General features: G+C 41.3%; 14 protein-coding genes and 2 tRNA genes. 10 read left to right on the forward strand and 6 right to left on the reverse strand.

Annotation, left to right across the window (positions count from 1 at the left end; translation table 11 throughout):
- Positions 1 to 46: 46 nt before the first annotated feature.
- The 4 genes from N8M16_RS04360 to N8M16_RS04375 form a co-directional block, all read right to left on the reverse strand.
- Positions 47 to 119: transfer RNA gene (locus tag N8M16_RS04360), tRNA-Lys, on the reverse strand.
- A gap of 62 nt (positions 120 to 181) precedes the next feature.
- Complete coding sequence (locus N8M16_RS04365) at positions 182 to 697, reverse strand: DUF308 domain-containing protein (RefSeq protein ID WP_000672743.1); 516 nt, start codon at positions 695 to 697, stop codon at positions 182 to 184.
- 354 nt (positions 698 to 1051) lie between these two features.
- A tRNA-Lys gene (locus tag N8M16_RS04370) sits at positions 1052 to 1124 on the reverse strand.
- Between the two features lie 264 nt (positions 1125 to 1388).
- Positions 1389 to 2660, reverse strand: a complete 1272-nt coding sequence (locus N8M16_RS04375) for a replication-associated recombination protein A (RefSeq protein ID WP_261069681.1) — start codon at positions 2658 to 2660, stop codon at positions 1389 to 1391.
- A 115-nt stretch (positions 2661 to 2775) separates the two neighbouring features.
- Between N8M16_RS04375 and N8M16_RS04380 the strand changes: the two genes are divergently transcribed.
- Genes N8M16_RS04380 through pepF form a run of 7 tightly spaced genes read left to right on the forward strand, consistent with a single transcriptional unit; the run spans position 2776 to position 9176 of the window.
- Positions 2776 to 3246 carry a DUF3013 family protein gene (locus N8M16_RS04380; protein ID WP_261069682.1) on the forward strand — a complete coding sequence of 157 codons (471 nt, stop codon included), beginning with the start codon at positions 2776 to 2778 and terminating at the stop codon, positions 3244 to 3246.
- 18 nt (positions 3247 to 3264) lie between these two features.
- A complete protein-coding gene (locus N8M16_RS04385) occupies positions 3265 to 4332 on the forward strand; it encodes a M50 family metallopeptidase (protein ID WP_215804913.1) in 1068 nt (355 codons plus the stop codon).
- A gap of 1 nt (position 4333) precedes the next feature.
- Complete coding sequence (locus N8M16_RS04390) at positions 4334 to 4759, forward strand: NUDIX hydrolase (RefSeq protein ID WP_261069683.1); 426 nt, start codon at positions 4334 to 4336, stop codon at positions 4757 to 4759.
- Positions 4760 to 4762: 3 nt separating this feature from the next.
- Entirely contained in the window at positions 4763 to 5659 is an 897-nt protein-coding gene (locus N8M16_RS04395) for a GIY-YIG nuclease family protein (protein WP_084926219.1), read from the forward strand.
- Positions 5660 to 5673: 14 nt separating this feature from the next.
- Complete coding sequence (prmA, locus tag N8M16_RS04400) at positions 5674 to 6624, forward strand: 50S ribosomal protein L11 methyltransferase (RefSeq protein WP_125425928.1); 951 nt, start codon at positions 5674 to 5676, stop codon at positions 6622 to 6624.
- A gap of 1 nt (position 6625) precedes the next feature.
- Positions 6626 to 7369 carry a 16S rRNA (uracil(1498)-N(3))-methyltransferase gene (locus tag N8M16_RS04405; RefSeq protein ID WP_261069684.1) on the forward strand — a complete coding sequence of 248 codons (744 nt, stop codon included), beginning with the start codon at positions 6626 to 6628 and terminating at the stop codon, positions 7367 to 7369.
- A 10-nt stretch (positions 7370 to 7379) separates the two neighbouring features.
- Positions 7380 to 9176, forward strand: a complete 1797-nt coding sequence (pepF, locus tag N8M16_RS04410; RefSeq protein ID WP_261069685.1) for an oligoendopeptidase F — start codon at positions 7380 to 7382, stop codon at positions 9174 to 9176.
- Positions 9177 to 9344: 168 nt separating this feature from the next.
- Here the strand turns inward: pepF and N8M16_RS04415 are convergent, their stop codons facing one another.
- On the reverse strand, positions 9345 to 9734 hold the full coding sequence (locus tag N8M16_RS04415) for a nuclear transport factor 2 family protein (RefSeq protein ID WP_143952430.1): 390 nt from the start codon (positions 9732 to 9734) through the stop codon (positions 9345 to 9347).
- Between the two features lie 151 nt (positions 9735 to 9885).
- On the opposite strand from N8M16_RS04415, the gene N8M16_RS04420 reads away from it, so the two are divergent.
- On the forward strand, positions 9886 to 10218 hold the full coding sequence (locus N8M16_RS04420) for a winged helix-turn-helix transcriptional regulator (RefSeq protein ID WP_000182730.1): 333 nt from the start codon (positions 9886 to 9888) through the stop codon (positions 10216 to 10218).
- Positions 10219 to 10229: 11 nt separating this feature from the next.
- Entirely contained in the window at positions 10230 to 11021 is a 792-nt protein-coding gene (locus N8M16_RS04425) for a DUF2785 domain-containing protein (protein WP_004256089.1), read from the forward strand.
- A gap of 107 nt (positions 11022 to 11128) precedes the next feature.
- Here the strand turns inward: N8M16_RS04425 and N8M16_RS04430 are convergent, their stop codons facing one another.
- Positions 11129 to 11893 carry a (S)-acetoin forming diacetyl reductase gene (locus tag N8M16_RS04430; RefSeq protein ID WP_000048147.1) on the reverse strand — a complete coding sequence of 255 codons (765 nt, stop codon included), beginning with the start codon at positions 11891 to 11893 and terminating at the stop codon, positions 11129 to 11131.
- A 256-nt stretch (positions 11894 to 12149) separates the two neighbouring features.
- Here N8M16_RS04430 and N8M16_RS04435 point away from each other — a divergent pair, with 256 nt between their 5' ends.
- Entirely contained in the window at positions 12150 to 12818 is a 669-nt protein-coding gene (locus N8M16_RS04435) for an MIP/aquaporin family protein (protein ID WP_004256092.1), read from the forward strand.
- Positions 12819 to 12972: the final 154 nt, after the last annotated feature.

The following is a 12972-nucleotide window of genomic DNA, read 5'->3' on the forward strand; positions in this document are numbered from 1 at the left end:
TTAAAAAAAGCCTTGGTTTCAAGGCTTATTTCTGTTGATTTAGATGTGCCCCCTGCAGGGCTCGAACCTGCGCCCCATAGCTTAAGAGTCTACTGCTCTACCAACTGAGCTAAGGAGGCAACAGAAAAAGCTGAGAATGTAACTTCCCAGCTATTTTAATATGCCCAAAATGGCAGCTAGATTATTTACGAAAGGCATCAAGGATATAGGTGAAACCAACAATTAAAAATGCAAAGGCAACTACATAAACGACAAAGACACTTGTAGCTACTGGATTGAACAAAATCACTAGACCTAGTAAAAATGCAAGCAACGCTATCCACATGATATGGTTGCCAATAATAGGGAAAATCAATCCCAGACGATTGCCTTTAAAGAAAGCTATAATGGCTTCTACAATTAACCAAATTCCTAAAATAGTTGGAATGACAACTGGCAGCGTCACAAAGCCATAGGCAACGAGGTAAAGAGCTAAGAGAAGATTAACAATCCCTTGGAAAAGATGAGCTGGTGAGCGAAGCACTTTTGGTACAGAGAAATAGCCTAAAATAGCTGCTATAGAAGCAACCAGTAAACCAAATGCAATCCACCAGCTGTAAGCAACAAGATTAGCTACTGGGTCTGTAAATAGAAAGAGTGCTAAAAGGACAAAAATAACTCCTGCAAGGAATAGCGATAAACGATTAGAAAATTTCATTTCAATACCATCCTGTTATATAGTATAGTTTGATAATAAAAATATTATACACCTTTTTAGAGGAAATATCAATAAACTAAATGGAAAATTTGGAAGTTTCAGTCTGATTTATGAAAAGAAAATCAGTTTTTATTATTTTGAAAATAAAAAGAGAAGATAAAATTTGTCTTCTCTACATGAAAATATTGTATGGAATCAAAGCAAAAGTAACTGGCTTTACACTATTTGTAAAGATGTAATTTGATTCAAAAAGAAAAGATAGATTTAAAATGTGGGACAAATGATGGGGTAAATCAGTTATAGACAAGCAAAAAAAAGCCTTGATTTACAAGGCTTTTTCCTGTTGTATTTAGATGCCCCCTACAGGGATCGAACCTGTGACCCACGGATTAAGAGTCCGCTGCTCTGCCAGCTGAGCTAAGGAGGCAAAGAAAAAAGCTGTATTGGTGCCGAAACTTCACGGTTTGTATTGAACCCGCGCAATTAAGCAGGTGGGCAACTCGCTCTAACTGAAGCTGTTTCCGTGTGAGACGGCCTACATGCTGTTAGAAGACTTTTGTTTCCCTAATAATACAAAAAATAGTCGGTCAACACTTAAGTGTGAAGTCGTACACCACAGCGTTTCTATGTTTATATAATACCACTTTTTCAAAAAAAATCAAGAGGAAAGTGCAATTTTTTGAAAAGGATTTCAGATTTTTCGCAAACGGTCGATAGCTTCCTTTCTTTGAGCCAAAGCCCGTTCATATTTACCAGTATCTTCTGCTTGGAAATAGTGATGATTACGAATTTTTTCTGGTAGATAGTCTTGCTTGACCCAATTTCCAGGATAGTTGTGTGGATAGAGATAGTCTTGGGCATTCCCTAGTTCCTTGCTTCCGCTGTAGTGTCCATCACGCAGGTGTCGCGGAATAGGCAAGTGCCCTGATGTTTTGAGGTCAGCAAGTGCCTTATCCATAGCTACATAGGCTGAGTTGGATTTTGGAGAAAGAGCCAAATCAATGACGACATTGGCAATGAGAATGCGGGCTTCTGGGAAACCAATCTTTTGGGCAGCATCCAGAGCAGTCACGGTGTGAATCTGAGCTTCAGGGTTGGCCAAACCGATATCTTCATAGGCGATAACAGTCAAGCGACGAGCGAGACTTGGCAAATCACCAGCCTCAATCAAGCGAGCAGCATAGTGAAGACTGGCATCAACATCTGAGCCACGGATGGACTTTTGCAGGGCTGAGAGAACATCGTAGTGACCATCTCCATCCTTATCCATAGTAATGTAGCTCCGCTGCAGGCTATTTTCCATGATGTCTAGAGTGATATGGCGGATGCCCTTATCATTCTCAGGGGTAGAGAGAACAGCCAAATCCAGTGAGTTAAAGGCAGAGCGCAGGTCTCCGTTTGTAGAAGTTGCGATGAAATCCAGCGCATCCTCATCTAGTTCTACTGGAAAATCAAAACCACGATCAGGGTTATTTAGAGCTATCTGAAGAGCCTCTTTGACGTCTTGGTTAGACAGAGGTTCCAACTCAAAAATTTGAACACGACTGCGAATGGCAGGAGTGACAGAAAAGAAAGGATTTTCAGTCGTAGCCCCAATCATGATGACCAGTCCACTTTCCAAGAGAGGCAAGAGAAAGTCTTGCTTGGTTTTATCAAGTCGATGAATTTCGTCTAGTAATAGGACGAGACCGCCAGAAAATTTAGCCTCTTCCGCAATTTCTTGCAGTCGCTTTTTACTATCAACTGTCGCATTGAAAGTTCGAAAGGCATACTTAGTAGTCCCAGCGATGGCTGAGGCAATACTGGTCTTGCCTATTCCCGGAGGTCCATAAAGAATCATGGAAGACAGGCGGTTGGCTTCCACCATGCGGCGGATAATTTTTCCAGGCCCGACCAGATGCTCCTGACCGATGACCTGGTCGATGGTTTTAGGGCGCATGCGAAGCGCGAGATTGTCTGGCATAGCAGTCCTTTCTAACGTGGATTTTCTGATGTATATGTGGTAAGATGGTAGTATCTATTTTAGCATATTTCCGAGCAATCGGGGCGATTTAAGAGTCGCATAGAAAGAGGACAAAATGGCAACATATGGATTTTTAGATGTTTTAGAGGAAGAGTTGGAGAAGAACTTTCCCTTTGACTTTGAGATTAGTTGGGACAAGCGTAACCACGCGGTTGAAGTGAGTTTTCTATTGGAAGCGCAAAATGCTGCAGGTGTGGAGATGGTGGATGAAGATGGAGAGGTTTCATCAGATGACATTCTCTTTGAAGAAGCGGTGCTTTTTTACAATCCTGCCAAATCAACAGTCAATGAGGAAGACTATTTGACTGTCATCCCTTACTTGCCTAAAAAAGGATTTTCTCGTGAATTTTTAGCTTATTTTGCTCTATTCCTTAAAGACACTGCCGAGGTTGGACTAGATGCCCTCATGGACTTTTTGGGAGACCCAGAAGCAGAAGAATTTGTCATGGAATGGAACCAAGAAGTCTTTGAAGAAGGAAAAGCAGGCTTGGAAGAGGGAGAATTTTACCCTTATCCGAGATACTAGGAGTTGGTTGGAGATTTTATGAAGAAAATTGGGATTTATTTGGTTTATGTGCTAGCTGTTGTCTTTATTATGCTGGCTTTTGCTTGTGGAACAATCGCATTTGCAGAGCTGGGGTATTCCGCAGTTTTAGTCTTTACTTTTGGTTATGCCTTCGCTCTTCTAAGCATGTATTTAATCTTTATTCTTCATGAGCTGGGACATGCTTTTTGTGGCTACTTGACAGGCTATCGGCTGGTGGCTTTTGGATTAGGACATTTTATTTTGACCAAAAAGTCAGGCAAGTTTCGTCTTAGTAGAACAGCCATTCTGAAAAATGTTGGTGCTCAATACATTGGTTTAAAAGAGGATGAAAGCGATCAAAGCATCATCCTGATGCTTTCAGGAGGCTTGATGGTTCATCTCAGCTTGATATTATTGGCGATAGTGTTTGGGTTTTTGACAAGAAGCTGGTATTTTGCAGGGACTTGGATTTTTCTTAATTTGTCTTTCTTCCTAAATAACATTTTGCCAGTCGGCATCACCGATGGAGCAAAAATTTGGGAATTGCTACAACACCCTGAAAATACGAAATACGCCTACCTGATGTTGAGGCATTCTGCCCAGACCTTGCTAGCTCCTCAAGAATATGATTTAAAAGACTTTATCATGCCTGTTGATGAGGAGGTGAGAGGGAGTTTTGCAGAAAGTGTTCAGACTCTTCAGGGGTTGGTATTCATATTGGATGATAATATAGAACTTGCAAAGCAACAGTTTCAGTCTGTGTTAGATAAAACAGACAATCCAATGTCTAAAACTAGTTCTCAATTATACCTTCTTCAAGTTGCTCTGATGGAAGGAGATAATAAGAAGGCGGAAGAATATGCAAGTATTCGAGGAGTCAAATCCTTTTTATCTCTAAAAACAGCAGATATGCAGGTCATTCAAGCTTGGTATCAATTTAAGGTAAAGAAAGATGTAGTTCAAACTCACAAGGCTATGAAGATTGCTAGACAGAAAATGAATAGCAGTCGGATGTTACGGGATGAGAAAAGCTATTATCAAAACTGGTTAGCCGAGCTAGAGAAGGAATTAACCGAAGGAGTCTAACATGGAAATAGAGATTTCTGATTTCACAGGCTGTAAGATTGCTTTGTTTTGTGGGGATAAGCTTTTGACTATCTTACGCGATGATAAGGCAAGCATTCCCTGGCCCAATATGTGGGAACTTCCAGGCGGTGGACGTGAAGGTGATGAAAGTCCTTTTGAGTGCGTGGCGCGTGAAGTTTTTGAGGAACTGGGAATTCATCTGACTAAAGATTGTCTGCTTTGGAGTAGGGTTTATCCAAGTGTGCTCTATGAAGGTCGGTACTCTGTCTTTATGGTTGGTCAGCTAAGACAAGAACAATTTGACAATATTACCTTTGGAGATGAAGGACAGGGCCATCAGCTGATGAATGTCGAGGAATTTCTTAGCTCCAGTCAAGCTGTACCTCAGTTGCAAGATAGAGTGAGAGATTATATGGAGGAAGTTTGATAAATGGCGAAGCGTAGCAAAAATATCAATATGTTTCTCATGGATGGTGAAGTGACTGGAAAAATCAAATGTACTTTGTCAAATTGGACGGGAGTGATTTACAAAATACCTCGTATTCAGTTGGGAGATTTAAAGTCGCGTGATGAAATGAAACAAAGTGGTATTTATTTCTTATTTGGTCGAGATGAAGATAAACAGAAAGATGTGACCTATATTGGTCAGGCGACAACTCGGAAAAATGGTGAAGGGGTATTGTTGCGAATTCAAGAGCATACCCGTGATACTCATGCAGATTATTTTAATGATGTCATCATTCTAACAACTCAAAACAATTCTTTCGGTCCAACAGAAATTAGCTATTTGGAAAATAAATTTACTCAACTTGCTAAAGAAGCTGGTCGCTACATTGTGAAAAATGGGAATGATCCAAATCCTGGTAATGTAACTGAGGAAAAGGAATCTGAACTGGATGAAATTGTTGAAAATACGCTAATGATTATCGGCACTCTAGGTTATCGTGTTTTTGTTCCAATGACAAAGGAAGTTAGTCAAGATTTGACTGATAATCATTCAACTTATCTTTATTTAAAGCGTAAAACTAAGAAATCTAACAAAGTAATAGAAGCAACTTGTGAACGGACAACTGAAGGTTTTGTTGTTTTAGAAGGAAGTCAAGTAGAAATAAAGGATTCTCCATACCTTCCAGCAAGTTTAAAAGAAATGCGTCAGAATTTAATAGCTTCTCGGGTCATTCAAGATGGAGTGTTAAGAGAAAAACAACTCTTTTCTAGCCCTTCTTATGCAGCGGCTTTTTTGCTGGGTATGCAAACGAACGGTCGAACTGATTGGAAAGATCAGGATGGAAGAACTTTAAAAGAATTAGAAGAATTAATAGATTGATAAGGAAAAAATTTATGGAAACATGGCAAGAGTTAAAAGTTACAGTTAAGCGTGAGGGAGAGGAGTTAGTTTCTAATCTCTTGATTGAGTTGGGAGCGCAAGGTGTTGCGATTGAAGACAGCATGGACTATGTGGGAAATGTTGATCGCTTCGGCGAGATTTTCCCGGAGGTCGAGCAACAAGAAGAAATCGTTGTGACAGCCTATTACCCTGATACGGTTGATATAGCAACAGTTGAGGCAGATTTGCAGGCTCGCCTAGCTGAATTAACAGATTTTATGGATTTGGGAGAGGTCAAAATGGGGACGACTGCCTTGGCTGAGGAAGACTGGGCGGACAACTGGAAGAAATACTATGAGCCAGCTCGTATCACTCATGATTTGACCATCGTGCCGTCTTGGACGGACTATGAGGCGACTGCTGGGGAAAAGATTATCAAGCTGGATCCAGGTATGGCTTTTGGTACGGGGACCCATCCAACCACTAAGATGAGCCTCTTTGCCTTGGAGCAGGTTCTTCGTGGTGGGGAAACAGTGCTAGATGTGGGTACTGGTTCAGGGGTTCTCTCTATTGCCAGCTCGCTACTTGGTGCCAAGGAAATCTTTGCCTACGACCTGGATGATGTGGCAGTTCGTGTTGCTCAGGAAAATATTGAGCTCAACCCTGGTATGGAAAACATTCATGTAGCAGCAGGAGACTTGCTTAAGGGAGTTGAGATTGAGGCAGATGTGATTGTGGCTAATATCTTGGCGGATATCCTTATTCATTTGACGGATGATGCTTACCGCTTGGTCAAGGATGAAGGCTACCTCATCATGAGTGGCATTATCAAGGACAAGTGGGACATGGTGCGCGAGTCGGCTGAGTCAGCTGGATTTTTCCTCGAAACTCACATGGTTCAAGGGGAATGGAATGCCTGTGTCTTTAAGAAAACCAAGGATATTTCCGGTGTGATTGGAGGCTAGCATGCAGCAGTATTTTGTCAAGGGGAGTGCAGTCTCTCCTGTCACCATCGAGGACAAGGAAACCAGCAAGCATATGTTTCAGGTTATGCGCTTGAAAGAAGATGATGAGGTGACCTTAGTCTTTGATGATGGTATCAAGCGTTTGGCGCGTGTGCTGGATGTGGAAGCCCGTCAGTTTGAATTGGTAGAAGAACTAGATGACAATGTGGAACTACCAATCCAAGTGACCATCGCATCTGGCTTTCCCAAGGGCGACAAGCTCGAGTTTATCACTCAAAAAGTAACTGAACTGGGCGCCAGCCAGATTTGGTCCTTCCCTGCCGATTGGTCGGTCGCCAAATGGGATGGCAAGAAATTGGGTAAAAAGATTGAAAAACTAGAAAAAATTGCCCTTGGAGCAGCAGAACAAAGCAAGCGTAATCTAGTACCAAGTGTCACACTTTTCGAGAAAAAATCAGACTTTCTAGCTCAACTGGACCAATTTGACTCTATCGTAGTGGCTTATGAAGAGTCGGCCAAAGAAGGAGAAGCCGCTGCGCTTTTACAAGCAGTTAATGGACTCGAGAAGGGAGCCAAATTGCTCTTTATCTTTGGTCCAGAAGGTGGTCTGTCACCTGCAGAAATCGAGAGTTTTGAAGCTAAGGGAGCAGTCTTGGCAGGTCTTGGTCCTCGTATTTTGCGAGCAGAAACAGCACCGCTTTACGCCTTATCAGCCCTTAGTGTTTTATTAGAATTAGAGAAATAAGAGGAAGAAAATGGAACAAAAACACCGTTCAGAATTTCCAGAGAAGGAACTTTGGGATTTAACAGCCCTATACCAAGACCGTGAGGATTTCTTGCGTGCAATCGAGAAGGCTCGAGAAGACATCAATCAATTTAGCCGTGATTACAAGGGCAATCTTCACACTTTTGAAGATTTCGAGAAGGCCTTTGCGGAATTGGAACAAATCTACATTCAGATGAGCCATATTGGCAACTATGGCTTTATGCCTCAGACGACAGACTATAGCAATGACGAATTTGCCAACATTGCCCAAGCTGGGATGGAATTTGAAACAGACGCCAGCGTAGCTCTGACCTTCTTTGACGATGCCTTGATGGTAGCAGATGAGGAAGTCTTGGACCGTTTGGGTAAATTGCCTCATTTAACAGCTGCCATTCGTCAGGCCAAAATAAAAAAAGCCCACTATTTAGGGGCTGATGTGGAGAAGGCCTTGACCAATCTCGGCGAGGTTTTCTACAGTCCGCAGGATATTTACACTAAGATGCGAGCTGGGGATTTTGAAATGGCCGACTTTGAAGTCAATGGCAAGACCTACAAAAACAGCTTTGTGACTTATGAGAATTTCTACCAAAATCATGAGGACGCTGAGGTTCGTGAGAAATCTTTCCGTTCCTTCTCAGAAGGACTTCGTAAGCACCAAAATACGGCTGCTGCAGCCTATCTAGCTCAGGTTAAGTCTGAAAAACTATTGGCAGATATGAAGGGATACGACTCTGTTTTTGACTATCTTCTGGCTGAACAAGAAGTGGACCGTGCCATGTTTGACCGCCAGATTGACCTCATCATGAAGGATTTTGCGCCCGTTGCTCAGAGATACCTCAAGCATGTTGCCAAGGTAAATGGTCTTGAAAAGATGACCTTTGCAGACTGGAAATTGGATTTGGATAGTGCCCTCAATCCTCAAGTGACCATTGACGACGCCTATGATTTGGTCATGAAGTCGGTAGAACCTTTGGGACAAGAATATTGTCAGGAAGTTGCTCGCTATCAAGAAGAGCGCTGGGTAGACTTTGCTGCTAACAGTGGCAAGGATTCCGGAGGTTATGCGGCGGATCCATATCGTGTCCACCCTTATGTCCTCATGAGCTGGACAGGTCGTTTGAGCGATGTCTATACCTTAATTCATGAAATCGGGCATTCTGGTCAATTCATCTTTTCAGACAATCACCAAAGCTACTTCAACGCCCACATGTCGACTTACTATGTCGAAGCGCCGTCAACCTTCAATGAATTGCTTTTAAGTGATTACTTGGAGCACCAGTCTGACGACCCTCGTCAAAAACGCTTCGCTCTGGCTCACCGCTTGACAGACACCTACTTCCATAACTTTATTACCCACCTCTTGGAAGCAGCCTTCCAGCGTAAGGTGTATACACTGATTGAAGAAGGAGAAACCTTCGGAGCAAGTAAGCTCAACAGCATTATGAAGGAAGTTTTGACCGATTTCTGGGGAGATGCTATTGAAATTGACGATGATGCAGCTCTGACTTGGATGCGCCAAGCTCATTATTACATGGGCTTGTATAGTTACACTTACTCAGCAGGGCTAGTCATCTCGACTGCAGGTTACCTCCATCTTAAAAACTCTGAAACTGGAGCTGAAGATTGGCTCAATCTCCTCAAATCGGGTGGTAGCAAGACACCGCTTGAGTCAGCTATGATTATCGGAGCTGATATTTCAACAGATAAACCACTCCGTGATACAATCCAATTCTTGTCTGACACAGTTGATCAGATTATCGCCTACAGTGCCCAGTTGGGAGAGTAAATTAAAAGAGTCTGGGACAAAAGTCTAACCTTAAATATAAAAAGCGAACAAAACGAGTTATCTGACACTCAGAATTCTGTCTTGTTCGCTTTTTTATCTAATCTATTGATTTAAAAATTTAGAATAAAGAATTCCTAAAATCAAAATTTTTTGTTCTGGCCTCTTTAATTATCCCCAAAAGCTATCTTCTTCAGCTTGATCTGAAGAGAAGAGCCAAACTTCTTTGATTTTTCCGTCTTCAATGCGGAAGAGGTCAATCCCGTTCATATTGAGTTCAGTACCATCAGCACGTGTTCCAAGAAAAGTAACATTGGCTGCGATTAAATCCTTATTGTCAGAAACCCAATTTGTTACCACCTTAAAGGTTCCATTAGTTTTCTCAGCAAATGTAGCCAGGTGAGTTCCTAGCTTGTCCTTACCAACAACTGTACCAGATATACTATGATTACCAGGTTGATGCCAGACAATATCGTCTGCCATCGTTTCAAAGACACCAGGAAAGTCACCAGCAATTAAAGCTTGGTTATAAGCATTGAAAATTTCTAAGTTTGTTGACATATATATTCTCCATTTCTTTTTTATGATATAATTGTAACAGTTACAAACAAAAAAACAAGTAGACACTTTTTTGATAGCTAGTATCAAAAGTGGTACTTTTATTGATACTAAAAGATAAATTTTTTTTTAAAAAATAGAAAGAAGATATTTTATGACAAATAAAGTGAGTGAGTATGGTATTTGTCCATTTGCAACAACGCAGAGGGTTTTAACGGGGAAATGGGCACTGGTAATCATTTATCAGTTGAGTACGGGTACCAAACGATTTAAAGAATTGCAGAGATTATTGCCTGGGATTACTCAAACTATTTTGACCCGTCATCTCCGTCAATTAGAAAAGGATAAGATTGTTCAACGAAAGGTCTATGCCGAAGTTCCACCACGAGTTGAGTACAGCTTAACTGAAATGGGGCAGGAATTCAGAGTTGTTTTAGATGCTGTCGAGAAATGGGGTCTAGATTATATCAAGTTGCTAGAAATGTAGAGGTATTGACCATGTATCAAGAGTTACTCAGAAAAATATCTGAAGAAAGACCAAGTTATCATGAGGAAGAAATCCAGTGGTTGCTTGATCATTTGGGAGATCCTTCTCCAGAAATTCGTGATGACCTTGTTTTTACAAGCTTTGCTAGAGGGATTCAGGAAGAGCTATTTACACAGGAACAATTTCATTTCATTGCTGAAGGGATTTCATCTGATGGAGGGTTAGATAAAGAGATTGATAAGGTAGGCCTGTCAACCCTTGAACGTTCTTTTAGGGCGCTTATTTATGCAAATCTCTTGTCTGCAGATGCCAACCAGCAATCGGTTTTTTATCAGGGATTAAAAGCAGAAATTCGCAATGTCCTTTTAAATCAAGGTTTGCACTATCTTTCAAAAGAAAAGGACACGACAGGTTTTTCAAGTCAGTATGGTTGGGTTCACGCTTTTGCACATGGAGCCGATTTACTGACAGAGGTAGTTTGTCATCCAGACTTTCCTAAAAACAGAGTTCATGAAGTATTTGACATACTTGGCAAACTGTTTAAAAGAATTACCATTCGTTTTACAGATGATGAAGATTGGCGTTTAGCAAGAGTGCTTTATGAACCGATTTTACAAGGGAAGTTGGAGCAAGAGCAAGTAACTGCTTGGATAAAAACGGTTGATTTTCCGATAGAAGAAAGGGAGGATTTTTACAAATTTTCCAACTTTAGATCCTGTCTGTTGGAAGTCTATGTCCAACTTGACCAGAGAAATAGTTTACAAGATGACTTGAAAGAAGCTATCCAATCTTTTCAATATTAGGGATTAACTAGTATTACTTAGTAATAGGGTTTCTATTGTATCCTCCTACCTGATAATGAAAACTAATAAAAGAGGTTGAATCATTTTCCAACCTCTTTTCCTGTATCTTAATGGAATTGCATACCACCATCAACGATAATGGTTTGTCCTGTAATGTAGTTTGAATCTGGTCCTGCGAGGAAGCTGACAGCAGCAGCCACATCTTCTGGTTCAGATAGGCGTTTTAGGGTAATATCTTTTGCAAATGTCTGCATACCCCACTCGTCATCTTTTCCTGCATTTTTACCAACTTCATGAGCGATATCGTACATCATTGGTGTTTTAACAATACCTGGTGCGTAGGCGTTAACAGTGATACCTGAGTCTGCTAAATCACGGGCTAATGTTTGCGTAATTCCGCGAACAGCAAATTTGGTTCCACCATAAACAGTTAGATTTGGATTACCGACTACACCAGCTTGAGAAGTTGCATTGATAATTTTACCTCCGTGGCCAAGTGCTTTAAATTGCGCTTGTGCAGCTTGTGACCCCCAAATGACACCACCAACGTTGATACCGAAAGTACGTGTAAATTGTTCCTCAGTAATTGTATCAAGAGGAGTAGTTGGAGCAACACCAGCATTATTTACGACAACATTCAAATCACCAAAATGGTCAACAACTTTTTGAAATGCTTGGGCAACTTCTGCCTGTTTCGAAACATCAGCTACGACAGCAAAGGCATTTTCAGCTGATAATTCGGCAACAGCCTTTTCGGCTGTTTCGGGATTGTAGTCTAAGACTCCTACCTTAAAGCCATCTTGAACCAATCGTTTTGCGATTGCAAAACCGATTCCTTGACCTGCACCTGTGACAATAGCAACTTTAGACATATGATTCCTCCTTGGTATTCACGATACCATTCAAACGTTCATAAAAGAACAGCAAAGGTTTACAAATGAGCTTTTATAATGGGTTTTGTAACCCCTATCAAAACTACGCTATTAGTATACACCTTTGAAAAAAATGTTTCAAATAAACACTACCGTTTTTACAGAATTTTAACCTGAAATTTCCAATCAATTTTCTTGAAACCCTTTCCTACTTTTGATAGACTAGTATCTAGTTTTTGAAAAAAGGAGAAAGAAAATGAAAAAATTTGTTGCTGAATTAATCGGTACTTTCATGCTTGTGTTCATTGGGACAGGAGCTGTTGTTTTTGGAAATGGTCTTGATGGCTTAGGTCACCTTGGAATCGCCTTTGCCTTTGGTCTGGCAATCGTGGTTGCTGCTTACTCAATCGGAACTGTTTCAGGTGCTCACTTGAACCCAGCGGTTTCGATCGCTATGTTTATAAACAAACGTTTGTCATCTTCGGAGCTTGTTAACTACATCCTTGGGCAAGTAGTTGGAGCTTTCCTTGCATCAGCTGCGCTATTCTTCCTCTTGGCGAACTCAGGGATGTCAACTACTAGTCTTGGTGAAAATGCCTTGGCAAACGGTGTCACTGTCTTTGGTGGTTTCTTGTTTGAAACAATCGCAACCTTCTTGTTTGTCTTGGTTATCATGACCGTGACTTCAGAAAGCAAGGGCAATGGAGCGATTGCTGGTTTGGTAATCGGTTTGTCCTTGATGGCCATGATCCTTGTGGGATTGAACATTACTGGACTTTCAGTAAACCCAGCTCGTAGCTTGGCACCAGCTGTCTTGGTAGGTGGCTCAGCCCTTCAACAAGTATGGATTTTCATCCTTGCTCCAATCGTTGGTGGGATTCTTGCAGCCCTTGTTGCTAAAAACTTCCTTGGAACAGAAGAATAATTGAAACTCAAAAAGCCTTGCTCCTCGATTTGAGGAACAGGGCTTTTTCTTATCTGTTTATACTCAATGAAAATCAAAGGGCAAACTAGGAAACTAGCCGCAGGCTGTACTTGAGTACGGCAAGGCGACGTTGACGCGGTTTGAATTTGATTTT

Origin of the sequence: Streptococcus mitis (assembly GCF_946188375.1) — a bacterium.
GTDB lineage: Bacteria > Bacillota > Bacilli > Lactobacillales > Streptococcaceae > Streptococcus > Streptococcus mitis_CX.

Coding starts and splice junctions, on each gene's coding strand:
- N8M16_RS04365 (WP_000672743.1), bottom strand. CDS start 697: ATGAAATTTTCTAATCGTTTATCGCTATTCCTTGCAGGAGTTATTTTT.
- N8M16_RS04375 (WP_261069681.1), bottom strand. CDS start 2,660: ATGCCAGACAATCTCGCGCTTCGCATGCGCCCTAAAACCATCGACCAG.
- N8M16_RS04380 (WP_261069682.1), top strand. CDS start 2,776: ATGGCAACATATGGATTTTTAGATGTTTTAGAGGAAGAGTTGGAGAAG.
- N8M16_RS04385 (WP_215804913.1), top strand. CDS start 3,265: ATGAAGAAAATTGGGATTTATTTGGTTTATGTGCTAGCTGTTGTCTTT.
- N8M16_RS04390 (WP_261069683.1), top strand. CDS start 4,334: ATGGAAATAGAGATTTCTGATTTCACAGGCTGTAAGATTGCTTTGTTT.
- N8M16_RS04395 (WP_084926219.1), top strand. CDS start 4,763: ATGGCGAAGCGTAGCAAAAATATCAATATGTTTCTCATGGATGGTGAA.
- prmA (WP_125425928.1), top strand. CDS start 5,674: ATGGAAACATGGCAAGAGTTAAAAGTTACAGTTAAGCGTGAGGGAGAG.
- N8M16_RS04405 (WP_261069684.1), top strand. CDS start 6,626: ATGCAGCAGTATTTTGTCAAGGGGAGTGCAGTCTCTCCTGTCACCATC.
- pepF (WP_261069685.1), top strand. CDS start 7,380: ATGGAACAAAAACACCGTTCAGAATTTCCAGAGAAGGAACTTTGGGAT.
- N8M16_RS04415 (WP_143952430.1), bottom strand. CDS start 9,734: ATGTCAACAAACTTAGAAATTTTCAATGCTTATAACCAAGCTTTAATT.
- N8M16_RS04420 (WP_000182730.1), top strand. CDS start 9,886: ATGACAAATAAAGTGAGTGAGTATGGTATTTGTCCATTTGCAACAACG.
- N8M16_RS04425 (WP_004256089.1), top strand. CDS start 10,230: ATGTATCAAGAGTTACTCAGAAAAATATCTGAAGAAAGACCAAGTTAT.
- N8M16_RS04430 (WP_000048147.1), bottom strand. CDS start 11,893: ATGTCTAAAGTTGCTATTGTCACAGGTGCAGGTCAAGGAATCGGTTTT.
- N8M16_RS04435 (WP_004256092.1), top strand. CDS start 12,150: ATGAAAAAATTTGTTGCTGAATTAATCGGTACTTTCATGCTTGTGTTC.